This is a genomic window from Saccharothrix sp. (assembly GCF_031180885.1).
Taxonomy (GTDB): domain Bacteria; phylum Actinomycetota; class Actinomycetes; order Mycobacteriales; family Pseudonocardiaceae; genus Actinosynnema.
The window spans coordinates 75,436-99,433 of the sequence record NZ_JAPSLK010000021.1 but is presented as its reverse complement, the minus strand read 5'-3'; the positions used below and the strand labels follow the sequence as shown (position 1 = coordinate 99,433).

The 23,998-nt window shown below is 71.7% G+C and carries 21 protein-coding genes and 1 pseudogene; 16 read left to right on the top strand and 6 right to left on the bottom strand.

The window, feature by feature from the left end:
• From RIN75_RS23605 to RIN75_RS23585, 5 genes are all read left to right on the top strand, one after another.
• On the top strand, nucleotides 1-2,655 hold the full coding sequence (locus RIN75_RS23605; RefSeq protein WP_309114179.1) for an AAA family ATPase: 2,655 nt from the start codon (nucleotides 1-3) through the stop codon (nucleotides 2,653-2,655).
• A gap of 87 nt (nucleotides 2,656-2,742) precedes the next feature.
• A complete protein-coding gene (locus RIN75_RS23600; RefSeq protein ID WP_309114178.1) occupies nucleotides 2,743-4,512 on the top strand; it encodes a family 20 glycosylhydrolase in 1,770 nt (589 codons plus the stop codon).
• Between the two features lie 44 nt (nucleotides 4,513-4,556).
• On the top strand, nucleotides 4,557-5,126 hold the full coding sequence (locus RIN75_RS23595) for a TetR/AcrR family transcriptional regulator (protein ID WP_309114177.1): 570 nt from the start codon (nucleotides 4,557-4,559) through the stop codon (nucleotides 5,124-5,126).
• A gap of 254 nt (nucleotides 5,127-5,380) precedes the next feature.
• Nucleotides 5,381-5,899 carry a hypothetical protein gene (locus RIN75_RS23590; RefSeq protein WP_309114176.1) on the top strand — a complete coding sequence of 173 codons (519 nt, stop codon included), beginning with the start codon at nucleotides 5,381-5,383 and terminating at the stop codon, nucleotides 5,897-5,899.
• Nucleotides 5,887-6,570: a nitrilase-related carbon-nitrogen hydrolase gene (locus RIN75_RS23585; protein WP_309114175.1), complete on the top strand. Its 684-nt coding sequence runs from the start codon at nucleotides 5,887-5,889 to the stop codon at nucleotides 6,568-6,570. The genes RIN75_RS23590 and RIN75_RS23585 overlap by 13 nt, the downstream gene beginning before the upstream one ends.
• On the opposite strand, the gene RIN75_RS23580 is transcribed toward RIN75_RS23585, so the two are convergent.
• Both RIN75_RS23580 and RIN75_RS23575 read right to left on the bottom strand, forming a co-directional pair.
• On the bottom strand, nucleotides 6,525-7,340 hold the full coding sequence (locus tag RIN75_RS23580) for a hypothetical protein (RefSeq protein ID WP_309114174.1): 816 nt from the start codon (nucleotides 7,338-7,340) through the stop codon (nucleotides 6,525-6,527). The two genes, RIN75_RS23585 and RIN75_RS23580, sit on opposite strands and share 46 nt — an antisense overlap.
• Before the next feature lie 68 nt (nucleotides 7,341-7,408).
• Nucleotides 7,409-7,654 (bottom strand): hypothetical protein, encoded by a 246-nt coding sequence (locus RIN75_RS23575; RefSeq protein ID WP_309114173.1) that lies wholly within the window; start codon nucleotides 7,652-7,654, stop codon nucleotides 7,409-7,411.
• A 350-nt stretch (nucleotides 7,655-8,004) separates the two neighbouring features.
• Here RIN75_RS23575 and RIN75_RS23570 point away from each other — a divergent pair, with 350 nt between their 5' ends.
• From RIN75_RS23570 to RIN75_RS23540, 7 genes are all read left to right on the top strand, one after another.
• Complete coding sequence (locus tag RIN75_RS23570) at nucleotides 8,005-8,982, top strand: XRE family transcriptional regulator (protein ID WP_309114172.1); 978 nt, start codon at nucleotides 8,005-8,007, stop codon at nucleotides 8,980-8,982.
• Nucleotides 8,979-10,157 carry a hypothetical protein gene (locus RIN75_RS23565; protein WP_309114171.1) on the top strand — a complete coding sequence of 393 codons (1,179 nt, stop codon included), beginning with the start codon at nucleotides 8,979-8,981 and terminating at the stop codon, nucleotides 10,155-10,157. Before RIN75_RS23570 ends, RIN75_RS23565 begins: the two co-directional genes overlap by 4 nt.
• A gap of 233 nt (nucleotides 10,158-10,390) precedes the next feature.
• Complete coding sequence (locus RIN75_RS23560) at nucleotides 10,391-11,515, top strand: acyl-CoA dehydrogenase family protein (protein WP_309114170.1); 1,125 nt, start codon at nucleotides 10,391-10,393, stop codon at nucleotides 11,513-11,515.
• Complete coding sequence (locus RIN75_RS23555) at nucleotides 11,515-12,525, top strand: s-methyl-5-thioribose-1-phosphate isomerase (protein ID WP_309114169.1); 1,011 nt, start codon at nucleotides 11,515-11,517, stop codon at nucleotides 12,523-12,525. The genes RIN75_RS23560 and RIN75_RS23555 overlap by 1 nt, the downstream gene beginning before the upstream one ends.
• Entirely contained in the window at nucleotides 12,518-13,183 is a 666-nt protein-coding gene (mtnC, locus tag RIN75_RS23550; protein ID WP_309114168.1) for an acireductone synthase, read from the top strand. Before RIN75_RS23555 ends, mtnC begins: the two co-directional genes overlap by 8 nt.
• Nucleotides 13,180-13,773: a methylthioribulose 1-phosphate dehydratase gene (gene mtnB, locus RIN75_RS23545; RefSeq protein WP_309114167.1), complete on the top strand. Its 594-nt coding sequence runs from the start codon at nucleotides 13,180-13,182 to the stop codon at nucleotides 13,771-13,773. Before mtnC ends, mtnB begins: the two co-directional genes overlap by 4 nt.
• Entirely contained in the window at nucleotides 13,770-14,333 is a 564-nt protein-coding gene (locus RIN75_RS23540) for a cupin (RefSeq protein WP_309114166.1), read from the top strand. Before mtnB ends, RIN75_RS23540 begins: the two co-directional genes overlap by 4 nt.
• Here the strand turns inward: RIN75_RS23540 and RIN75_RS23535 are convergent.
• Entirely contained in the window at nucleotides 14,317-17,004 is a 2,688-nt protein-coding gene (locus tag RIN75_RS23535) for a BTAD domain-containing putative transcriptional regulator (RefSeq protein WP_309114165.1), read from the bottom strand. The two genes, RIN75_RS23540 and RIN75_RS23535, sit on opposite strands and share 17 nt — an antisense overlap.
• Before the next feature lie 463 nt (nucleotides 17,005-17,467).
• Here RIN75_RS23535 and RIN75_RS23530 point away from each other — a divergent pair.
• Together RIN75_RS23530 and RIN75_RS23525 are read left to right on the top strand one after the other, a co-directional pair.
• Nucleotides 17,468-17,761, top strand: a pseudogene (locus RIN75_RS23530) (iron chelate uptake ABC transporter family permease subunit); the annotation flags it as partial.
• Between the two features lie 76 nt (nucleotides 17,762-17,837).
• Entirely contained in the window at nucleotides 17,838-18,191 is a 354-nt protein-coding gene (locus tag RIN75_RS23525) for an iron chelate uptake ABC transporter family permease subunit (protein ID WP_309114164.1), read from the top strand.
• A 1-nt stretch (nucleotide 18,192) separates the two neighbouring features.
• Here the strand turns inward: RIN75_RS23525 and RIN75_RS23520 are convergent, their stop codons facing one another.
• Genes RIN75_RS23520 through RIN75_RS23510 form a run of 3 tightly spaced genes read right to left on the bottom strand, consistent with a single transcriptional unit; the run spans nucleotide 18,193 to nucleotide 20,793 of the window.
• Nucleotides 18,193-18,795 (bottom strand): hypothetical protein, encoded by a 603-nt coding sequence (locus RIN75_RS23520; protein ID WP_309114163.1) that lies wholly within the window; start codon nucleotides 18,793-18,795, stop codon nucleotides 18,193-18,195.
• Nucleotides 18,731-20,116 (bottom strand): HAMP domain-containing sensor histidine kinase, encoded by a 1,386-nt coding sequence (locus tag RIN75_RS23515; RefSeq protein WP_309114162.1) that lies wholly within the window; start codon nucleotides 20,114-20,116, stop codon nucleotides 18,731-18,733. Before RIN75_RS23515 ends, RIN75_RS23520 begins: the two co-directional genes overlap by 65 nt.
• On the bottom strand, nucleotides 20,113-20,793 hold the full coding sequence (locus RIN75_RS23510) for a response regulator transcription factor (RefSeq protein WP_309114161.1): 681 nt from the start codon (nucleotides 20,791-20,793) through the stop codon (nucleotides 20,113-20,115). Before RIN75_RS23510 ends, RIN75_RS23515 begins: the two co-directional genes overlap by 4 nt.
• A 333-nt stretch (nucleotides 20,794-21,126) precedes the next feature.
• Here RIN75_RS23510 and RIN75_RS23505 point away from each other — a divergent pair, with 333 nt between their 5' ends.
• Nucleotides 21,127-21,846, top strand: a complete 720-nt coding sequence (locus tag RIN75_RS23505; RefSeq protein ID WP_309114160.1) for a hypothetical protein — start codon at nucleotides 21,127-21,129, stop codon at nucleotides 21,844-21,846.
• Nucleotides 21,847-22,156: 310 nt separating this feature from the next.
• Entirely contained in the window at nucleotides 22,157-23,944 is a 1,788-nt protein-coding gene (ctaD, locus tag RIN75_RS23500; RefSeq protein WP_309114159.1) for a cytochrome c oxidase subunit I, read from the top strand.
• Nucleotides 23,945-23,998 lie beyond the last annotated feature (54 nt).

The following is a 23,998-nucleotide window of genomic DNA, read 5'->3' as shown; positions in this document are numbered from 1 at the left end:
ATGCTGTACGGACGCTCGGCCGACTTGGCGCGCCTGGAAGAACTGCTCGCCGAGGCGCGGGCGGGGCGCAGCGGTGCGCTTGTCGTGCGTGGCGAGGCGGGGATCGGCAAGTCGGCGTTGCTGGACCAGGTCGCGGAGCGCGCCTCGGACTTCCGGGTGTTGCGGGCGACCGCCGTCGAGTCGGAGTCGGTGGTGCCGTTCGCCGGGCTGAACCTGTTGCTGCGGCGGGAAGTCGGCGCACTTGATCGGTTGCCGGTCAAGCAGGCGGGGGCGTTGCGGTCCGCGCTGGGGTTGGCCGCGCCGGACGGCGGCGACTGCTTCCTGGTCGGCCTGGCCGTGCTGACCCTGCTCGCCGACCTCGCCGAACGCGGGCCGGTGCTGTGCCTGGTGGACGACGCGCACTGGCTCGACCCAGGGTCGGCCGACGCCCTGCTCTTCGCCGCGCGGCGGCTGGACGCGGACGGGGTCGCGCTGGTCTTCGCGGCCCGCGATCTGCACGCGCCACCGTTCCCGGCACCCGGGCTGCCCGAGTCGCGGCTGACCGGGCTGTCGGCGGAGGACTCGGCCGTGCTGCTGGACGAGCACGCGGGCGACCTGCCCCGGTACGTGCGGGACCGGATCGCCGACGAAGCGCGCGGCAACCCGTTGGCGCTGCTGGAACTGCCCGCCGCGCAGCGGGAGGGGCACATCCCGGCCGCGCACGGCCTGCGGGTGGCCGCGCTGCCCACGCACAGCCGCATCCAGCAGACGTTCGCCGACCGCATCGGCACCCTGCCGCCCGCCACCCGCGACCTGCTGCTGGTCGCCGCCGCGGACGACACCGGCGACCCGGGCGTGGTGTTCAAGGCGTCCGAGCTGCTCGGGGCGGGGGTGGGCGACCTGGAGGCGGCCGAGCAGCGGCAGTTGCTGCGGTCCGACGAGGGGCGGCTGGCGTTCCGGCACCCGTTGATCCGCGCGGCGGCCTACCAGAGCGCGCCGCTGGTGCGGCGGATGGCGGTGCACCGGGCGTTGGCCGAGGTGTCCGAGGACGCCTACCGCGCCGCCTGGCACCTGGCCGCCGCGGTGACCGGGCCGGACGAGGAGGTCGCGCGGGCGTTGGCGCGGTCGGCGGAGGACGCCCGGAACCGGGGCGGGTACGCCGCCGTGGCCGCCGCGTACCAGCGGGCGGCCGAGTTGAGCCCGTCGGTGGTGGACCGCGGCAAGCGGCTGACCGAGGCCGCCCGCGCGGCCTTGGACGCGGGCCAGTACGACCGCGCCGCCGCGCTCGCCGACCAGGCGGGCGACCTGCTGGACCAGCCGTTGGAACACGCCCGCATCGCGCGGGTCCGGGCGACCGTGGCAGCCGAGCGCGGACGGTCCGGGGAGGCCGCCGCGGTGCTGGCGCGGGCCGCTCACTGCGCCGCGGAGGGGGACCCGGTGCTGGCCGGCGACCTGTTGTTCGCCGCCGCGAGCAGCGCGTGGAGCGTCCGCGACCTCGACGCCGTGCGGGCCATCGCCGACCAGGCCGCCGACCTGCCCGGCGCCGCGGACGTGCGGGCCGTGGCGCGGGCCGCCACCGGGCTGGACGGCGGTGACCTGGCGGACGCGCTGGACGCGTTGCGCACGCTGGTGGCCGGCCGCCGCGTCGACCACGCCCAAGCCGCCTGGTGGCTGCTGGTCCTGGGCGACGACGAGGCCGCGTACGAGCAGGCGGCGGCCGTCGAACGGGAGAGCCGCGCCACCGGCCGGCTGGGCACGCTGCCCCGCGCCCTGGCCTACCTGGCGCGGGGGCGGCTGCACCTGGGCCGGCTGCGCGACGCGCGGGCAACCGCCGAGGAGGGGCTGCGGATCGCCGCCGACATCGGGCAGGTGTTCAGCGTCGGCTACCTGCACAGCGTGCTGTCCGAGCTGGCGGCGGTCGAGGGTGACGAGGAGCGGTGCCGGGTGTCGGTCGCGATGCTGGTGGGCGACGCGCCGCGGTCGATCCGCGCGGCCTGTGCGCTGGCCCTGCTGGACCTCGGGTTCGGCCGGTACGACGCGGTCCTGGACCGGTTGGCGGACGTGGCTTCGGGCGCGCACCGGCTGTACGCGATCTCCAGCCTGCCGGACCTGGTCGAGGCGGCCGTGCGGACCGGAAACCCCGACGCGGCAAGGGATTCGTTCGACTGGTACGAGAAGTGGGCGGAGCACTCGGGTCGGCCGTGGGCGCGGGCGGTGGCGTTGCGCTGCCGGGCGTTGATGACCGACGAGGAGCGCTGGTACGCGGAGGCCGTCGAGCTGCACCGCACCGACAGCAGGCCGTTCGAACGGGCCAGAACCGAGCTGCTGTACGGCGAATGGCTCCGCCGCGCCCGCCGCCGCAACGACGCCCGAACCCACCTGCGCTCGGCCCTGGACGCCTTCGACCGGCTGGGCGCGGCGCCGTGGTCCGCGCGCGCCCGAACCGAGCTGCGGGCGACCGGCGAGAGCCGCGCCCTGCCCGGCCCGGACCCGTTGAGCGCCTTGACGCCGCAGGAGTTGCAGGTGGTGCGGCTGGCCGCGGAGGGCCTGAGCAACCGGGACATCGGGGCGCAGCTCTTCCTGAGCCCGCGCACCGTCGGCTACCACCTCTACAAGGCCTACCCGAAGCTCGGCGTGGCCTCGCGGGTGGAGCTGGGCAAGCTCGACTTGGGCTGAGGTGGTCTAGACCCATTGACACGGGTCGCCGGGATGCCGACGCTGGACGCCAAGTGTGGCCGCCGCCCGCTTCCCGAGGAGGTCCACGTGAAACTCCGAGCGAGGGTGGCCCGCGCGCTCGCCGTCCTGGCGCTGCTGCTCGGCGCGACCGTCGTGTGGCACGCCGCGTCCGCGCCCGTCACCGCGACGGCCGCGGAGCCGTTGCAGAGCATCGTGCCCGTGCCGGTGTCCGTGCAAACCAACGCCGGTCAGTCGCACACCCTGACCGCGTCGACGAAGATCCGCACCACGCCGGCCGCGCACGCCGTGGGCGACTACCTGGCCGGCGTCCTGCGCCCGTCCACCGGCTACCCGCTGCCGGTCGAGGACACCGCCGGGACCCCGACCGACGGCATCGCCCTGCTCATCGGCGGCGCACCGGCCAGTGTCGGCGACCAGGGCTACCAGCTGACCGTCACCACCGGCGCGGTCACGTTGCGCGCCAACACCCCCACCGGCCTGTTCGCCGGCGTGCAGACCCTGCGCCAGTTGTTGCCCGGCAAGGTCGAGAGTTCGTCGCCGCAGACCGGCCCGTGGACGATCCCGGGCGCGACCATCACCGACCACCCGCGCTTCGGCCACCGGGGCGCGATGCTCGACGTGGCCCGGCACTTCCACCCCGTCGCCACGGTCAAGCGGTACATCGACCAGCTCGCGCTGTACAAGGTCAACTACTTCCACCTGCACCTGACCGACGACCAGGGCTGGCGGATCGTGATCGACAGCTGGCCGCGGCTGGCCACCTACGGCGGCAGCACCCAGGTCGGCGGCGGCCCCGGCGGGTACTACACCAAGGCCCAGTACCAGGAGATAGTGGCCTACGCGGCGGCCCGGCACATCACCGTCATCCCCGAGGTGGACCTGCCCGGTCACACCAACGCGGCGCTGGCCAGCTACGCCGAGCTGAACTGCAACGGCGTCGCCCCCGCGCTGCGCACGGACATCGCCGTCGGCTACAGCTCGCTGTGCGTGGGCAAGGAGATCACGTACCGGTTCGTGGAGGACGTGATCCGCGAGATCGCCGCCCTCACGCCCGGTCCGTACTTCCACATCGGCGGCGACGAGGCCAACGCCACCACCGACCAGGAGTACCAGACCTTCATGAACCGGGTCCTGCCGCTGGTCGGCAAGTACGGCAAGAAGGCGATGGGGTGGCACGAGTTCGTCAAGACCACCACGGACACCACGGCCGTCCCGCAGTACTGGGGCACGACCACGTCCAACGCGGTCGTGCAGGCCGCGGCGGCGCGGGGCAACAAGGTGCTCATGTCCCCGGCCAACAAGGCGTACCTGGACATGAAGTACAACTCCAGCACCCCGTTGGGCCTGAGCTGGGCCGGGTACATCGAGGTCCAGGACGCGTACAACTGGAACCCCGGCACCCACTTGTCCGGTGTCCCGGAATCGGCCGTGCGCGGTGTCGAGGCTCCACTGTGGACGGAAACCATCGTGACCCCCGCCCACATCGACTACATGGCCTTCCCGCGCTTGGCGGTCATCGCCGAGTTGGGCTGGTCCCCGTGGTCGACCCACAACTGGGACGCCTTCAAGGTCCGCTTGGGCGCCCAGGCCCCGCGCTGGACCGCCCTGGGCATCGAGTTCTACCGCTCACCCCAGGTCCCGTGGGACAACGGCGGAACCACCACCACCACGACCACTACTTCCAACCCGCCTTCCGGCACGTGGGCACCTTGGGTGAGCTACGCGACCGGTGCCCAGGTCACGTACAACGGCTCCACCTACCGCTGCCGCCAACCGCACACCTCGCAACCGGGCTGGGAGCCCCCGAACGTCCCGGCCCTCTGGGAACGCGTCTAGTCACCTGGTCTACACCGTACACCTCATCGGTGTACGGTGTAGACATGACTGCGGAAAGCACCGCCGCCCGCCTGGCTCTCGCGGCGGCCCGGATCCTCCGCGAGGAGGGCGCCCAAGCCGTGACCATGCGGCGCGTGGCGGCCGAGGCCGGCGTCACCGCCATGGCCACCTACCGCCACTTCCCGAACCGGGAAGCCCTGCTGCGGACCGTCGTCGACCAGGCCGTAGCCGAGGTGACGGCGGATTGGGGGAAGCGGCGCGCCCGGACGTTCCGGAGCCGGATCGACTTCTTGACGGACGAGTTCCTGGACTTCGCGCTGGGGGAGCGCAACCTCTACGCGTTCGTCATGGCCGAACGCTGGGAAGGCGCCCGGCGGCTGGACGACTTCGCCGACTCCCCGGCGTTCCGCCCGGTCTTCGAGGCCGTGCGGCAGGGCATCGAGGACGGCGTGCTGCGAACCGGCGATCCACTGGAAATCACTTTGGCCGTGACCACTCCGGTGCTCGGCTTGGTCCAGCTCTACCACGGTGGACGCATCGAACTGTCCGAAAAGGACTTCAGGGGACTGTGCAAGCGCACGGTGGGGAGGGTTCTCGATGGTGTTGCGGCTTAGCGCGACGGCGGCTTCGGCGGTCTTGTTCTACTTCGGGACGGGATGTCGGCGTTACCCGCGTTGACGTGGCTGGCCCCGTTACCGGTGCTGTTGCTCGCTTCCCGGACGAAGTGGGCGCCGGCGTTGGCGTTCGTGGCATACCTGCTGGGCACCACCAACAGTTGGGCGTTCCAGCTGCGCTCGCACGACGTCCCGATGGTCCCCGCCGGACTCTTGATCAACGTCGGCGGATCGGTCACCTTCGCCCTGGTGGTGTGGGTGTTCCGCCACCACATGACGCGGGCAGGCCACTCCTGGCTTCCCTTGCCGCACCCGCGCTCTGGAACGGCGTGCTCTACGTGGTGTCGTTGCTCAACCCGATGGGCGTCTCGGGAACGTTCGCGAACGACGTCGCCGACCTGCCGGTGGTGATGCAGGCAGCGGCCGTGACCGGCATGTGGGGCGTCGAATTCCTGGTCCTCTACCTCCCCGCCGCCCTAGCCGCCACCACCACAACCCCGCCCCAGCCCGCGCCCCAGCCCGCGCCCGCCCCGACTCCCGCCCGGGTCCGCCTCCACCTCCGCCCCGCCGCCGTGGCCATCGCGGTAGTCGCACTGGTCCTCGGAGGCGGCCTGATCCGGTTGTCAGCCGACCCGGGACAGGTTCGGAAGGTGGCCGCCATCGCCACCAACCAGAAGCAATGGGCGCCCGACCTGGCGACTCCGGAAACCCGCGACCTCGTCACCACCTACGTCCGCGAGATCGAAGCCTCCCACCGGGCGTGGACACCGTAGTCCTCCCCGAAGGCACCATCGGTTCCCGCGAAGCCAACCCACCCGCCCTGGTCGACCCGCTGCGCAAGGTCGCCGCCGACCGCGACCTGGACATCGTCGTCGGCTACATCCACCGCACCGACAAGGCCAAGTACAACTACGCCCTCGTCATCCCGAAGGACGGCGGCGAGCCCTTGACCTACCTCAAGCACCACGACAGCGCCAGCCCACCCGGCCGCGCCCTCCTGGTCGGCGCGGACGCCGCCATCGCGATCTGCGCCGACGTCAACCTCCCCGACCCGATCCGCGACTACGCCGCCACCGGCACCGGCCTGGTCCTCGTGCCCGCGTCCGACGAGACCGAGAACGGGTGGCAGCACAGCCGGACCCTGCTGATCCGGGGCGTGGAGCACGGCCAGGCCACCGCGTGGTCGGCCCGCACCGGCACCTTGATGATCGCCGACGGATACGGCCGGGTGAAAGCCGAAGCGAACACCGGCGGTCCCGGCCCGGCCACCACGATCGTGGCCGACGTGCCCACCGGACCGGGCGCGACGCCGTACACGCGGCCGGGTGACTGGTTCGCCTGGCTCTGCCTGATCCTGGCCCTCGGCGGCCTGCTCGCCGACCGACTGACCCGCGGCCGTCAGACGATGCGCGCGGCGGAGACCGGGCGTTCGGCGAGCGAGTAGGTGCCCGCCGAGTTCGTGTTCACGCTCCACCGGTACCGGGTGAACTCACCGGTCTCGTCCGAGGCGTAGAACATCATGTGGCCGTAGCCCGCGCCGTCGGTCGCCGCCGTGGCGTTGAAGATGCGGCTGTCCGGGAACGCGAAGTAGCTGCCCACGCCGTGCAGGCCGTGCGGTTCGGCGGTGCAGTCGACGACCTCGACCGCGTACTGGGTCTCGCCGGGGAAGTTCAGCCCGCCGGACGGCGCCACGTACGTGCCGCGCAGCGAGCGGACCATGACGATGTGGCCGGTGTTGGTGTCCTGGTCGTTGTCGTAGTCGATGGCGATCAGGTCGCCGGGCCGCAGGTCGGCGACCCGGGTGATGCGCTGGAAGTGCGGCACGTCGTCCCGGGCGAACGCGGCCTGGTAGTCCCGGGCGAACGGGCTGGCGAGCCCGAAGTGGGTGGCGAAGAACTTCGACGTGGCCCACTTGTAGGTGCGCTTGAGGACGGCGGTCTGGAAGGAGGCGCACTGGCTCTGGTTCACCCAGGTCGACGCGTCGCCGGGCGAACCCCAGGTCACCACGTTGGGCTGGTCGGGGGTCTTGTACCGGTTGTTGGCCAGCGGGCACGTCGGCAGCGACAGGTAGCCGACGAGCTGCTCCGCCTCCAGCAGGTGCGGTGTGGACGTCCGGTGTGGACGCGGCTCGCGGCTCGCGGTCGTCCCCGGAGCCGCGGCGACTTCCACCGCGACGGCGGTCGCCCCGGAGAACGATCTGCGGGACAGGTCCATCGTGCGACTCCCCCCTTCGATACGGGCCCGCACACCGTAGTCGAAGGGACCCGGCCGCACCCGTCGGTTCAGCGGGCGTACACCAGGACGAGAGTGGTCAGTGCGGTGCACATGGCGAGCATGGTCGCGATCCCGGTCATGGCCGCGCCCGCCGACAGCAGCACGCGGGTGAGCATGCCGAGCAGCCTGCGCAGCAGCCGGGCCAGGCCCAGGACCAGCGCCATCGCGCCCATGAGGAGGATCAGGACCAGCGGGGTCCACTCGGTGGTCCCGGCGGATTGAGCCGATTGAGCTAAAGCGGTGAGCGTGTTCATGGTTACCCCCGGATGGCTTCCTGGGTGAACTTCACTTAGCTCACTGAAGTTGACTGAACCTCAGCAAGGTTCAGAGTAGGGGGAGGGTTCCGGCCTGACAAGAGGTGCAATGGGCGTATCGGGTTCAACTAGGGGTGTGTCGACTTCGGCTGGCGATTGCTCGTCGTGTATGTTGCCCTCTTCAGCTTGTATGCTGAAGTTAACTGAAGGGCGCGGGCAACGTGGTCGGTTCGGATGACACCTTTGCGCTCGCGCACCGCCTCCGGGCGTTGCGCGAAGAGCAGTGGCCGGACAAGGTGATCACACAGAGTGATCTTGCGGATGCGTTCAGTACCGAGAAGCGGGCCAGCGTGCCCCTGCTGTCGTCGTGGGAGAGCCGGACCCACCCCAAGGCGCCGCCGCTGACCAGGCTCGCCGCGTACGCCACGTTCTTCGCCACCCGGCGGTCGGTGGTCCGCTACCCGTACCGGCTGCTGCCGTTGAGCGAGCTGACCCCCGAGGAGTCGCAGCGCCGCGAGGAACTGCTCGCCGAGCTGACCGAGCTGCGCGCCGCCGCGCTGCGCAGCGCGCGACCGGAGAGCGGAACGGTGTCCGAACCGGACCGACCCGGCCGCGACGACTTCTGGTTCTTCCCGGACCGCAACAACATCACCATCGTGGTCGCCCAACTGCCCAAGGCTATGCGCGACCAGATGCCCTACGCCGACCCCACCAAGCCGGACTACGTCGAGCTGTACACCTACGCCGACCTGGACGCGCTGATCGAGCTGCACGGCCACATCCGGGCGCTCAACCCGCGCAGCCGGGTGCACTTCCGCATCGCCTCCGGCCTCGCGCCCGACGACTACACCTCCCACCTGGTCCTGCTCGGCGGCGTCGACTGGAACGTCGTCACCCGCGAGCTGCTGGAACGGGTGGACCTGCCGGTCCGCCAGGTCACCCGGCACGACGAGTCCGAGTCGGGCGGGTTCGTCGTCGGCCACGGCGGCGACCAGCGCGTGTTCGCGCCCAAGCTGGGCACCTCCGGCGAGCACGAGGTGCTCCAGGAGGACATCGCGCACTTCTACCGCGGACCGAACCCGTTCAACCACAAGCGGACGGTCACGATCTGCAACGGCATGTACGGCCGGGGAACGCTCGGCGCGGTCCGTGCCCTCACCGACGAGCGGTTCCGCGACCGCAACGCGGAGTACCTGCGGAAGACCTTCGCCGGGCTGGACGCCTACAGCGTGCTGACGCGGGTCACCGTGGTGAACGGGCGGGTGGTCACACCGGACTGGAACCTGCCGGAGTCCCGTCTCTACGAATGGCCGGAGGGCCGGCGTTGAACCCCACCGCATCGGTGGCCGACGAGCAGCACCAGGCCGCTGAGCACCACGAGTCGCACGACAAGCTGCTCATGGCCGTCGAGCCCGACGTCCGCGCCCACGTGGACGCGATCATCGTGCCCACCAACCGGGAACCCGCGTACCTGGCCGAGGCGGTGTCCCTGGCCCGCCGGCTGGGTTCAACGCTCGTCGTGCTGTGCAGCGGGGACGCATCACCCGGGGCGACCAAGGAGCTGGCGGCGGGCCTGGACCTGGTCGTGGTGGACGTGACCGGGCTGCCCGCCCGCGTCCTGCCCGACTTCGCGACCACCCGGCTCATCGAGGGCACCGGCTTCGACCGGCGCACCGACACCAGCCTCAAGCGCAACCTGGGCCTGGTGATCGCCCGCCTGATGGCGTGGGAGCGGATCGCGTTCCTGGACGACGACATCACCGTGCCGATCCCGGAGGACCTGGAGCTGGCGGCGGGCGCGGTGACCGCGTCCGTGGCGGCGGTGGGCCTGCACGTCGGCGGGTTCCCGGACAACTCGGTGGTCTGCCACGCCAACCGCGAGACCGGCGGCAAGCAGGGCACGTTCATCGGCGGCGGCGCGCTGGTGGTCGGGCCGGAGTCGACCGAGTCGTTCTTCCCGACCATCTACAACGAGGACTGGTTCTTCCTGCTCGACGACGTGGGCCTGCGCGGGTCGGCCCTGGTGGGGTCGGTGGAGCAGAAGCCGTACGACCCGTACGCGAGCGACGCGCGGGCGCAGGTGGAGGAGTTCGGCGACACCCTGGCCGAGGGCGTGTTCGCCCTGCTCGACGAGGGGCGGTACGCGTCGGCGACGGACACCGCCTACTGGGAGGGCTTCCTGGTCGCCCGGCTGGCCCTGATCGACGACGTCCTGGGTCGGGTGCGGGCGGGGGTGCGCGGGGACGACGGCGAGTTGCTGCCCGAGCCGGTGACCCGCCGCATGGAGGACGCGTTGCTGGCCGCGCGCGGGCGGTGCGAGGCGATCGCGCCGGACCTGTGCGTGCGGTATTTGGAGGCGTTGCGGGCGGATCGGGAGCAGTGGCGGGAGTACGTGCGGCGGTTGGGGAAGCGGCACGCGTGGCGGATCTCCGACGCGAAGCACGTGCTGGACGTCCTGCGCCTGACCGACTGCGCCGAGTACGTGCCCGGTAGCCACGCCTGACCGGTTGCGGCAGGCTCCCATGTGGCGGAACGCTCAGTGACGGCCGGCCGGCGGCGTTTACGCTTGGCGGGCTGGAGGCAGGCGACATCACCGCGAGGCCGCCGTCGGCTTGTCACGTCGCCTTGCCCGACGATCACGCTTTTCGATCGGCGGGAAACGCGGCGCGACGAGCCGACCTCCAGGGCGGCCGAGCCGCGCGCCGGAGGCGCGCCACGCAACACAGAGGGGTGTCGATGACGAGCAACGATGGTCGCCAGAAGTGGCTGACTGTCGCCGACGAGGTGGCCGGCGGGCTGCGGCTGGACGCGGCGCAGCGGGACCGGGTCGGGGCCGAGCCGGTCGCCGAGGTCGAGGTGTTGCGGCGGTCCGGGTTGTTGTCGGTCCGGGACTGGGGCACGCAGCAGGCCGTGACCCGGGTCGTCGGGGCCGCGGACGGCAACGTCGGGCACCTGCTCGGGTACCACTACCTCCAGGTGTGGCGGAGGGGGTTGTTCAACAATCCTGTGGTCGAGGAAGAGGACGATCTCTTCTGGGCCGGGGTGAGCAACCCGCTGGACGCCGCGCTGCGGCTTGAGCCGGTCGACGGTGGCTTCAAGGTCAGCGGTCGGAAGACGTTCGCGACCGGGGCCTCCGTGGCCGACCGGCTGGTGGTCAGCGCCACCCGCACGGACACCGGCGGCAAGGTCACCTTCACCCTGGACGCCAAGACCGACGGCATCACCTACCACGGCGACTGGGACAACATCGGCCAGCGCCTCACCGCCAGCGGCGGCGTGACGTTCGACGGCGTCCACGTCCCCGCCGACCGCGTCCTGGGCGCGCACGACGAGCACAGCCCGCGCCAGTCCCTCGCCGCGATCGGCTTCCAGCTCGTCCTCGCCCAGCTCTACGTGGCCCTCGCCGAGGGCGCGCTGGCCGAGGCCGCCCAGTACACCCGCACCACCACCCGCCCGTGGTTCCTCTCCGGCGTCGACACGGCCACCGCCGACCCGTACATCCTCGCCACCTACGGCGAACTCGTCGCCGACGTCGAGGCCGCGGGCCTGCTCGCCGACGCCGCCTCCGAGGCCCTGCGCGAGGCCAGCGACCTGGGCGCGGACCTCACCGCCGAGCAGCGCGCCACGGCCGCCGCCCGCATCACGTCGGCCAAGGTCGTCTCCACCAAGGTCGTCAACCACACCACGAGCAAGGTCTTCGAGCTGTGCGGCGCGCGGGCCACCGCCGCGGGGTACGCGTTCGACCGGTTCTGGCGCAACGCCCGCACCCTGACCCTGCACGACCCCGTGTCCTACAAGGCGCGCGAACTCGGCGCCTACTACCTGACCGGCGAGCGCGCGCCGTTCACCGGGTACAGCTGATGGAACCCGTCCTCGCGAACAGCGTCCGACTGGAAGACGACGGCGTCCACATCCTCGACCGCCGCAACTTCCCGTTCGAACGGGTCTGGGTGCGCTGCGCGACCGTCGCCGAGGTGGCCAAGGCCATCGAGGACATGGTCACCCAGTCGTCCGGCCCGTACTTCGCGACCCTCTACGGCATGGTCCTCGCCGCCCGCGAGGCCAGGCACCTGCCGCACGACGAGGGCCGCGCGCGCCTGGAGAGCGCCGGGCAGCTCCTGATCAACACCCGCCGCACCAACAACGCCCTGCGCAAGGCGGTCGCGGCGGTGCTGGCCGGGGTCGACGCGTCCGACGACCTGGAGGCCGGTGCGCTGGCCGGCGCACGGCAGGGTGACGAGCGCTACCGCGGCCGGAGCCGGGCACTGGGCGAGCACACCGCCGCCCTGCTGCCCGACGAGGGCGCGGTGCTCACGCACTGCTGGGCCGACCTGTACCTGACCGAGACGGTGAAGGCCGCCCAGAACGCCGGCAAGCGCTTGCGGTTCTTCTGCACGGAGACCCGCCCGTACCTGCAGGGCGCGCGCCTGACCGCCGAGACGCTGGCCGAGATGGGCGTGGAGACCACGCTCCTCACCGACGGCATGGGCGCGGCGGCCTTCGCCGAGAAGCAGGTGGACGTGCTGCTCACCGCCGCCGACCGGGTCACCATGGACGGCCATGTGGTCAACAAGGTCGGGACGCTCGGCCTGGCCGTCGCCGCGCACGCGTTCGACGTGCCGTTCCTGGCCATGGTGCAGGCCCCGGACCGGCTCGCGCCCACCGCCGCCGACGTGCCGATCGAGTACCGGCCCGGTGACGAGGTGCTGCACACGCTGGGCCGGCGCACCGCCACGGACCGGGTCCGGGGCTGGTACCCGGCGTTCGACGTGACGCCGCCGAGGTTCGTCACCACCGTGGTCACCGACCGCGGCGCGTACGCTCCCGACCGGCTCGCGGAGTACTACGACAGCAAGGACGTTCATGACTGAGTGGGTCGTGCTCGACATCGAAGGCACCCTGTCCGCCACGGACCAGGTGCTGGTCACCCTCTACGACTACGCCCGGCCGCGGCTGGGGCCGTGGATCGACGACCACGCCGACGACCCGGCCGTGGTCGAGGCCGTGGCCCAGATCCGGGAACTGTCCGGTGTGGACGGTGGCACCGACGAGCTGGTGCGCGTGCTGCACGGGTGGATGGACGCCGACCAGAAGGTCACACCGCTGAAGACGTTGCAGGGCCTCATCTGGCAGCGCGGGTACGCGGTCGGCGACCTGGTCGCGGAGTTCTTCCCGGACGTGGTGCCGGCGTTGCGCAAGTGGCACGAGGACGGGGTCAAGCTCGCCGTGTTCTCCTCCGGCTCGGTCGCGGGCCAGGTCGCGTTCTTCGGCCACACCACCGAGGGCGACCTGCGCGGCCTGTTCGAGCACCACTTCGACACCGTGAACGCGGGTCCGAAGCGCGAGGCCGCCTCGTACCACAAGATCGCGGAAGCGTTGGGCTCCAACGACATCACGTTCTACTCCGACGTCCCCGCCGAGCTGCACGCCGCCGCCGAGGCGGGTTGGCGGACCGTGGGCGTGGCGCGTCCCGGCGAGCCCTACGGCGACGCGGACTTCACCCCACACCGGACGGTGAGCGCCCTGTGACCCCCGGCGAGGCGCTGGCCGCCGAGTGCGCCCGGTTCACCGCGATGGGCTGGATGCGCGGCACGTCCGGCAACCTGTCCGTGGTCGTCGACCGCGACCCGCTGCGGCTCGCGGTCACGGTCAGCGGCAAGGACAAGGGCGAGCTGACGCCCGAGGACGTCGTGATCATCGATGAGCACGGCGAGACCGACGACCCGGTCCGCGTCCCGTCCGCCGAGGCCGGTCTGCACGGCCGGATCGCGGCGGTGGCCGGCGCGGGCGCGGTGATCCACGTGCACGCCCTGGCGCCCGTCGTGGCCGCCGAGTTCTGGCCCGAGGGCGTGGAACTGCGCGACCTGGAGATGCTCAAGGGCTTCGGCCGGCAGGCCCACGACGACGTCGTGACCGTGCCGGTCGTGCCCAACAGCCAGGACATGCGCGTGCTGGGCGACGCGTTCGAGGCGGGCTTCCACAAGGACGTGCCGGCGCTCATCGTGGCCCGGCACGGCGTGTACGTGTGGGGCGACGACCTGCCCCAGGCCCGCCACCGCCTGGAGTGCCTGGAGTGGTTGCTGCGCTTCAAGGTCGAGACGAGGAGGGACCTGCGATGACGCTGCTGACCGTCTGGCCGGACACCGACCCGGGGACCGTGCTGGTGCGCACCGCCGACCCGGCCGAGATCGCCGCCGAGCTCAAGCGGCTCGGCGTGCGCTACGAGCAGTGGCCGGTGATCCCCGGTGTCACCAAGGACAACGCCCTGGAGGCCTACCGGGACCGGGTCGCCCGGGTCACCGAGTCCGAGGGCTACGTCCTGGTGGACGCGATGGAGATGACGCCGTCCGACGACCCGGAGTGGCTGGCGTCCGCGGCTCAGGCCCGGCTCAAGTTCCTGGCCGAGCACACCCACGACGACGACGAGGACCGGTTCTTCGCGCGCGGCTCGGGGATCTTCTACCTGCACGTGGACGACCGCGTGTACGCGATCCTGTGCGAGGCCGGGGACCTGTTGAGCGTTCCGGAGAACACCACGCACTGGTTCGACATGGGGACGCGGCCGGACTACGTGTCGATCCGGTTCTTCCACGACGACGACGGCTGGATCGGCAACTTCACCGGCAGCGACATCGCGACGAAGTTCCCGACCTTCGACGAGATCACCGCGTCCCGCTGACCTCACCGCCGGGTGCCGGGGAGAGGAGCTTGGTCACCTCGTCGGCGTCCTTGACGCGGCCTTGCGCTTCGAACAGCGTCAACGCCTGCCGCCAGGACGACCGGGCTTCCTCCCCGTGCCCCAGCGCCGCGTGCACGTCTCCCAAGTGCCGCAACACACTGGCCTGCTCGTAGGAGTTGTCCAGCTCCCGGTACACGTCCAGCGCGTGGTGGTAGTGCTCCAGCGCGTCGGCCGCGCGGCCGTGGTGGTGGGCGATGTAACCGAGGCTGTCCGAGGTCGCGGCTTCGCCGTCCCGGTGGCCCAGTTCCTTGTTCAACGCCAACGCTTCCGAGCAGTGCCGTTCGGCGCGTTCGTAGTCGCCGAGCCGCGCGGCCCGGTAGCCGACGTCGTTCAGGGCCTCGGCGATGCGGACCGGGATGTCCAAGGCCCGGAACAGGGCCAGTTGCGCGTCGGCGTGTGCCAACGCTCCGGCGATGTCGCCTTGGTGTTCGAGAGCCCAGGCCATCGCGCGGTGGGTGGCGGCTTTGCCGTAGTCGTCGGCGACCAGGTCGAGGGCCCGGCGCAGGTGGTGGTTGCCCTGCTCGTAGACGCCCACGTCCACCAGCGCCATGCCGACGAACCTGTGCGCGGCGACCTGCTTTTCCCTGTCCTCCAACGCTTCGGCCGCGTCGAGGGCGGCCCGCCAGACGGCCAGGTCCTCGGCGGCGTGGCCGCGGCGCAGGTGGTAGTTCGTCAAAGCCCAGGCCATGTGCCAAACCAGGTCGTGCCGGCCGAGGGCGATCGCTTGGCGGTGGGCGGCGAGGAGGGATTCGTACTCGCGGTCGAACCAGTCCATCGCCGCGGTGACGTCTTGGAGAGGGACGGCTTCGCCCGGGGGCGGCGTGATCGGCGGGCGGTGGGGTTCGATCAGGCGGTCGCCGGCGTGGGCGGTGGCGACGAAGTAGGTGATGAAGCGGTGCAGCGCGGCGGGGTCGTCGGGGGCGGTCTCGGCGGCGTAGAGGCGGACCAGGTCGTGCATCCGGTAGCGGCCGACGACGTGTTGCTGCACCAGGTGGGCGAACTCCAGTTCGCGCAACAGGGTTCGCGTGCGGGGCGGGGTGAGGCCGGCCAGGGCGGCGATCGAGCGCAGGCTCAGGTCCGCGGCCGTGGTCAGGCCCAGCAGGCCGAACAGGGCCCGGCTGTCCGGGGACAGGACCCGTAACGAGCACGCGAACACCGTGCGGAGGCTGGAACTCAGGTCGTCGAGGGCGTCCAGGCGCTGCTCGGCGAGTTCCTCGGCCAGGGCGGCCAGTGGCAGGTCGGGCTGGGTCAGGGCGCGGGCGGCGATGATGCTCAGGGCGAGGGGGAGGCCGCCGCACAGGTCCAGGAGGGCTTCCACGACGTCGGGTTCGGCGTTGATCCGGTCCGGTCCGAGGCGGGCGGTGAGGAACGCGCGGGCGTCGTGCGGGTCGAGGACGTCGAGGGAGACCGACTTCGCGCCGTTCGCGCTGACCAGGCCGACGAGCTGCTGGCGGCTGGTGACCAGGACCGCGCAGCGGGGGCCGCCGGGCAGCAGCGGGGTGACCTGGGTGGTGTCGCGGGCGTTGTCGAGGACGACCAGGATGCGCTTGTCCGCGACCAGGCTGCGGTAGAGGGCGGCTTGGGCGTCGAGGTCGGTGGGCGGGTCGGTGGCGCCGAGGGCGTCGAGGAAGGCGCGCAGGGCGTTGCCGGGCGGGACGGGGTCGCTGGTCGGGTCGAAGCCGCGCAGGTTGACGTAGAGCTGGCCGTCGGGGAAGTCGTCGGCGTGCAGGTGCGCCCAGTGCAGGGCGAGGGCGGTCTTGCCGATGCCGCCGGCGCCGCCGATGGCCGTGATGACGACCGTGCCGCCGGGTTCGGTGAGGTCGTGCAGTTCCTTGGCGCGGCCGGTGAAGAAGCGTTGCGGGGCGGGGAGTTGGCGGGGGACGGCCGGGTCCGGGCCGAGGAGCTTGAGGTGCAGGTCGCGGAGCGGTTTGCCGGGGTCGGTGCCGAGCTGGTCGGCGAGTTCGCGGCGGAGGGCGTCGTAGTGGCGCAGGGCTTCGGACGTGCGGCCGGCGCGGTGCAGGGCGGTGATGAGCTGGCCTGCGAGGCGTTCGTCGAGGGGGTGTTCCTGGGCCTGGGCTTGGAGTTCGGGCAGCAGGGCGCTGTGCCGGCCGAGGTCGAGGGCGACGTCGTTGCGGTCGAGTTCGACGGTCCGGCGCTCGGCGTGCAGGGCGTCGCGGGTGGCGTCGAACCAGGGGGAGTCGAGGCCGGCCAGCGCGTCGCCCCGCCAGAGGCCGAGGGCCTGGTCGTAGAGCGGGGCGGCTTGTTCGGGCGGGCTGGTGCGGGCGCGTTTGACCAGGTCGCGGAACCGGTGGAGGTCGGTGGTGGCGTCCAGCCGGTAGCCGGTGGGGCGGCGCTCGATGGGGAGGTGGCCGCGGAGCTTGGAGACGTACCCGTAGAGCGTTTCGCGGGCGCGCAGGGGCGGCCGTTCGCCCCAGACGCGGTCCACCAACCGGTCGACGGCGACGGCCCTGCCGTCCTCCAACAACAACGCCGCCAACACCGCCCGCTGCCGCGCGTGCCCGAGGTCGACCACCCGGTCGCCGTCCCGCGCCTCGACCGGTCCGAGCAGTCCGAACTCCACCCTTGCCGCCCCCTTGACCTGCCGGTTCAAGGTTCATCCTAGGTTCGTCCCGGATCATGGCGGCACGCTGGTTCCCACGCGGCAGCCGACGCGCACCGTGGAAAGTACGGCGGAGTCCCCCCACGATTCCGCCTTCGCAGGAGGGGACCGAAGATCCCGGCCGAGCGCCCCCCGCCGGCCGGGACCTTCGGTTGCGAACTCGCTTCCCCCGACCACCGCATGGGGGTGCGGTAGTCGGGGGAAGCGGTTTGTAAGCCAATACGCTCGCCTCATGTCTCCTTTGACCGGCCTGGCCAGGAATCCCGCCGCCCCGGCGTCCGTGCTGCCGCGGCTGCTGCCGGTCGAGGACGCGGTCATCTGGCTGCGCAACCGGGGCGCATGCTGAGGCGACGAGACCTCAGCGGCAAGCACCCGAGGATCTGCGCGCCGAGCCGGTCGCCGACCCCGCGACCCCTGGACCGCGCGGGCCTCTGACTGCAGTTACCGATGCGTAATGATGGTCGGGGTCACACCCGTCTGCGCTAACGCCCTGAAGGTGCGGCGGTCGCGGGTTTCGGCGGTCCTGTTGACCGTCGCGCTCACGGCCGCCGCGGTCACCGTGGTCGGTCCGGTCGGGTTCGTCGGCCTGGCCGCGCTTGTGATCACCAAGCTGCTCACGCCCATCGTGCCCAAGCTCGGCGTGCACCGCGTGCTGCTGCCGGTGTCCGGGCTGGTCGGTGTGCTGCTGGTGGTCGGCGCGGACGTCCTGCTGCGCGCGGCGCTGGGGTCGGCGGAGGCACTGCGCGTGCCGACCGGCGTGCCCACGACCATCATCGGCGCGGCCCTGCTGGTGTGGCTGGCTCGCCGAGGCCGGTCGTCCGGCGGTGGCGCGCGGCAGGCCCCGGGCTGGCCGGGTCGGGGGCGCCGGTTCACGCCGCCGGCTGGTCGCGGTCGGCACGGTCCTGGCGGCGCTGCTCGTCTCCGCGCCCGTCGTCGGCCTGATGTTCGGCGACCGCCTGCTGCTGCTGGGAGACCTCGTGGCGCGGTCGTTGGTCGGCGGGCGGAACGTGCGGGTGCTGCCGGTGGCGGCGGCGGTGGGGGCGGTACTGGTGAGCGCGGCGGACACGTTGGGGCGCACGGTGATCTCGCCCGCGCAGGTGCCCGCCGGACTGGTCATCGCACTCCTTGGCACGCCGTACTTCGTCCTCGTCCTGTGGCGCACAAGGGAAGCCCGCTGAATCAGGCCCTCAGGGTCTCCAGTTCGGCGGCGATGTTCGCCTTTGCCTGCGCTTCCCAGCGCTCTCGGGCCTGCGGGGTCTGGTAGAGCGGATTTCGCTGGTACAGGGCCTGAAGCACGTGGGTTCGGCCGGTTCGCCAAGCATCGTCGGAGACGTGGGCGTATTCCTCGCGAACAGCCTGCCGGTACCGCTCGTAGGACTCCGGGGACGTGCCCAGGATGGCCAGGTCGGCGTCCATCAGCAGGGCGGTCGGTTCGTCGTCGGCGGTGTGGTCGATCGTGGCGAGGACGAGGGCCGCGACCGGGGTGGGGTCCACGCCCGCTTCGCGCAGGCGGTCGGTGACCCAGGCGGCGCTGTCGCGTTCGTCCTCGCCCGGTCGGCCGTTGTAGACGACGTCGTGGGCCAGGGCCGCCAGGGTGAGGATCGCCCGGTCCTCCGGGGTCCGGTGGCCGGCCAGCGCGGCGACGTCCCTGGTCACGGCCAGGACGTGGGTCGTGTTGTGGTAGCCCCGGTGCGGTTCGGCGTACCGGGCGGCCAGGTCAGCCGACGTGCCCGGGCGCCCGCCCAGGGTCTGGACCGCCTTGTCCCACAACGCTTCCAGCATGGGGCAATCGTACGGTGAAGGCCGCGCCGCCCTCCGGGGCCGGACCGGCGGTGATCGTGCCGCCGAGCTTGGTCACCAGGCCGTGCACCAGGGCCAGGCCGACGCCCGTGCCGACCGGCCGCGACCGCTCGTACTTGGCGTGCAGGGCACCGCGTTCGAACGCGATCCGGTAGTCCTCTTCGGACAGACCGGGGCCGCCGTCCCGCACTTGAAGCACGTCGCTCAGGGCCAGCACGATCGGCCGGCCGGGCGGGGTGAGGCGGAGGGCGTTGTCCAGCAGGCCGTCCAGCACCTGGCGGAGGCGGCGCGGGTCGGTGTGGGCGGGGCGGGGGTCGGGCGGGAGTTCGAGGTGGAAGTCGACGCCCTTCGCCGCGCACCGCGCGTGCCAGACCTGCGCGGCGGACGAGACCAGGTCCCGCAGGTCGACGTCGGCGAGGTCGACGCGGAAGTCGTCGGCGCCCAGGCGGGCCAGGTCGAGCAGGTCGGTGACCAGGCGGTCGAGGCGGTGGGCCTCCTCGCCGATGGTGCGGCCGACCCGGGGCACGTCGTCACCGGACACCACGCCGTCGGCCAGGGACTCGGCGAACCCGGTGACCGCCGTCAACGGGGTGCGCAGTTCGTGCGAGACGGACAGCAGGAACTCGCGCTGGCGGGCCTCGCTGCGGGCCAGGGCGTCGGCGAGGGCGTTCACCGCGCCGCCGACCTCGGCGACCTCGGCCGGCCCGTGCTCGGGGGCGCGCAGGTCGCGGCGGCCGGTGCTCATGGTCTGGGCGACGTTCGCGGTCTGCCGCAGCGGGCGAGCCACGAGCTTGCCCAGCAGGAACCCGGCGACCGCCGCCACCAGCAAGCCGACACCCAGCGCGAACAGGATGTTGCGGACCAGTTGGCGACCCGGTCCGGCGGTCTCGGCGGGCTGCACCAGGGCGACGTTCTCCCTTACCTCGACCAGCAGGTCCCCGACCGTGCCCGACTTGCCGCCGGCCTGCCGCACCGCCCGCACGGCCTGCGGGGCGCCGGTCATCCGCCCGTTGGGACCGATCGCGACCACGTCGATGTCCTGCCCGCGCAACACCTCGACCACGCGGAGGCGGGCGTTGCGCCCCATCTCGCCGAGCTGCTCGGTGACCACGTCCGCCTGGTCGGACAGCGACGCGCGCGCCACCTCGCGGGACGCGCTGAGCACCAGCCGCGCGGACACCAGCCCGGCCACGATCACCGCCACCCCGGCGACCGCCAGGCACAGCGCCGTGATCCGGAACGCCAGACTCGTCCGCCTGTTGCCGGCCACGGGCGCGGTGCTCGTGGCGTTTGCCGTGCTCATGGCCCCTCCGCCGAGTAGCCGACGCCGCGCACGGTGCGGATCGGGTTCGGGTCGCCGAGTTTCGCGCGCAGCTGCGCCACGTGCACGTCGACGGTCCGCGTCCCGGCCGCCGCCGCGTACCCCCAGACCGCGCTGAGCAGCTGTTCCCGCGCGAACACCCGGCCCGGGTGGCGCATGAGGTGGGCGAGCAGGTCGAACTCGGTCGACGTCAGCGCCACCTCGGCCTCGTCCACCCACACCCGCCGCCGGTCGGTGTCCAGCCGGACCCGGCCCAGCACGTGCACCGCCGTGACCTGGGGCGTGCCGCGCCGCAGCACCGTCCGCACCCGGGCCACCAGCTCGCGCGGGCTGAACGGCTTGGTCACGTAGTCGTCCGCGCCCAGCTCCAGCCCCAGCACCCGGTCCACCTCGTCGTCGCGGGCGGTCACGAACAGCACCGGCGTCCAGTCGCCCGCCGCGCGCAGCGCCCGGCACACCTCGACGCCGTCCATGCCCGGCAGCCCCACGTCCAGCAGCACCGCGACCGGCTTGAGCCGCCGCACCGCCGCGAGCGCCGCCTGCCCGTCGGTCTCGACGTGCACCCCGAACCCGTCGCGGCGCAGGTAGAGCGTGACCAGCTCGGCGATCGCCCGCTCGTCCTCCACGACCAGCACCAGCCCACGGCCCTCGGGTTGCACGGCGGGAATCGTGGCACGGCGGCGGTCGCGTTCAGGTCGCCGCGCGCGTTCGGGTTCGGTAAATGTCCAGCGCGCGCTGCCAACACCGGCCGAACAAGTCGCCCAGCGAGCCGGTGGGTCAGCCCGTCGGTCGGAACCCGTGCCGACCAGCCGAAGTGAACACTTCTCGCACCACATCGGACGTCCGCATAGGCCGATCGTCGTAACGTCGGCCACGGGCGCATAACGAATTGATGGCAACCCGTATCGCCCGATCGTCCTAACCCGATAGGAGGGCGAGCGGTGGAGTTTGATGCCCACCGTCATCCCTCGACACCCTGCCGGAGTACAACCATGCGCCAGACGGCCCGCCGCCTCCTCGGAGCAGCCGCCCTCCTCGTCGCTGTGACGTCCGCCACCACCGGGGTCGCCCTCGCCGGCCCCGGCGACATCGACCCGGACACGCGGATCAGCGACCCGCGCGCCACCGTCTACGTGGGCAACCTGGAGATCAAGGACAACGTCAACGCCTGCGAGCTGGCCGGCCTGCCCGGCACCCCGTTCGACGAGAACCACGGTGTCAAGTTCGAACTCGACGGCTCGACCAAGATCGACGTCCTGGGCTTCGAGGGCCACGTCATCACCGGTGTCGTGGTGAAGGGCAGCAACGTCGCGAACATCTACGACGCGTCGAAGGTCGACCCGCTGACCGACCTGATCTCCCCGCTGAACGAGGGCGGCAACGTCCCGGACATCAGCCACTGGTTCATCTGCGCCATCGAGGACGAGGAGGAGACGCCGTCCAGCGAGACCACCACCCCGACCACCCCGACCAACCCGGGCGGCGAGAACCCGACCTCCACGCCGACGTCCACGCCGACCTCCGAGTCGTCCAGCGCGCCGGCCACCAGCGTGACCACGACCACGCCCGCCGCGGCGGCCGGGTCGAACAACGACCAGCTCGCCAGCACCGGCTTCGGCTCGATGTGGCTGCTCGTCGTGGGCCTGGCCCTGGTGGGCGCGGGTGCCGCGTTCGTGGCCTCGCCGAAGCTGCGCGGCCTGATCAAGCGCTGACCAGCTAGCCCGATGGCCCGTCCCGCACGCCGGGGCGGGCCATTCGCGCGCCCGGCGAGGCCGCGTCGGCTTGTCGCGTCGCCTTTCCCGCCGATCACGTTTTCGATCGGCGGAAAACGCGGCGCGACGAGTCGACCTCCAGGCGGCCTCGCCCGCCGCGACGCCAGTCGCGGCCGTTCAACACTGTGACGTGCGCTACCTCCCTTGATCCAGGGACCGGCCCAAACGCACCGCGCTGAACCGGTCCGTCTACGATCCGACAAGGCCTGCCCCCAGGCCTACGCCAGAACCAGACAGTGCAGGAGGCACCGTGACGGCCGTAGCCCCGCAGCCGATCGCAACGCGGCCCTTCGGGACTCGCGAGGCGGTCAAGGGTTCGTTCCTGCTGCGGATGTTCCGCACCACGGACCACAAGCAGATCGGGATCATGTACCTGGTCACCTCGTTCGCCTTCTTCATGGTGGGCGGCGCGATGGCCATGCTCATGCGGACCGAGCTGGCCCGGCCGGGTATGCAGTTCCTCAGCCAGGAGCAGTTCAACCAGCTGTTCACCATGCACGGCACGGTCATGCTGCTGCTCTACGCGACCCCGATCGTGTTCGGCTTCGCCAACTTCGTCCTGCCGCTGCAGATCGGCTCCCCGGACGTGGCGTTCCCGCGCCTGAACGCGTTCTCCTACTGGCTGTACCTGTTCGGCGGCCTGATCGTGATGGCGGGCTTCATCACGCCGGGTGGCGCGGCCGACTTCGGCTGGTTCGCCTACACCCCGCTCAGCAACGCCATCCACTCGCCCGGCGCCGGCGCCGACCTGTGGATCTCCGGTCTGGTCGTCGGTGGTCTGGGCACCATCCTCGGCGCGGTCAACATGATCACCACCGTGGTCTGCCTGCGCGCGCCCGGCATGACCATGTTCCGGATGCCGATCTTCACCTGGAACATCCTGGTCACGTCCGTCCTGGTGCTGCTGGCGTTCCCGATCCTGACCGCCGCGCTGCTGGGCCTGCTGGCCGACCGGCACCTGGACGCCCACGTGTTCGACCCCGCCAACGGCGGCGTGATCCTGTGGCAGCACCTGTTCTGGTTCTTCGGCCACCCCGAGGTCTACATCGTCGCGCTGCCGTTCTTCGGCATCGTGTCCGAGATCTTCCCGGTGTTCAGCCGCAAGCCGATCTTCGGCTACAACGGCCTGGTCTACGCCACCCTGGGCATCGCGGCCCTGTCCGTCGCCGTGTGGGCGCACCACATGTACGCGACCGGCGCGGTGCTGCTGCCGTTCTTCGCCTTCATGACGTTCCTGATCGCCGTGCCGACCGGCATCAAGTTCTTCAACTGGATCGGCACGATGTGGAAGGGGCAGTTGACGTTCGAGACGCCCATGCTGTTCAGCATCGGCTTCATCGTCACGTTCCTCTTCGGCGGTCTGTCCGGTGTGCTCCTCGCGGCCCCCGCGATCGACTTCCACGTGTCCGACACGTACTTCGTGGTCGCCCACTTCCACTACGTGCTCTACGGCACGATCGTGTTCGCGACCTTCGCCGGCATCTACTTCTGGTTCCCCAAGATCACCGGCCGGATGCTGGACGAGCCGCTGGGCAAGCTGCACTTCTGGACCACGTTCCTGGGCTTCCACGCGACCTTCCTGGTCCAGCACTGGCTGGGCAACGAGGGCATGCCGCGCCGGTACGCCGACTACCTGCCCTCGGACGGCTTCACCACGCTGAACACGATCTCCACCATCGGCGCCTACATCCTGGGCGCGTCGACGCTGCCGTTCATCTGGAACGTGTTCAAGTCCTACCGCTACGGCGAGACCGTGACCGTGGACGACCCGTGGGGCTTCGGCAACTCCCTGGAGTGGGCGACCTCCTGCCCGCCGCCGCGGCACAACTTCAAGGAGCTGCCGCGCATCCGCTCCATCCGCCCGGCCTTCGAGCTGCACTACCCGCACATGATCGAGCGGCTGCACGAAGAGGCGCACGTCACGTTCACCGGCAAGGCCATCCCGCACGAGAAGGCGACCAAGGCGCCGTCCGAGCTGGCGGGTGCGGCTGTGCAGTCGGGCACAGCGTCGGAGTCCGAGCACCCCGACCACCGGTAACCTTCAGCTCAGGTTCAACGACGAGCCCCGATCGCGCGCGGTCGGGGCTCGTCG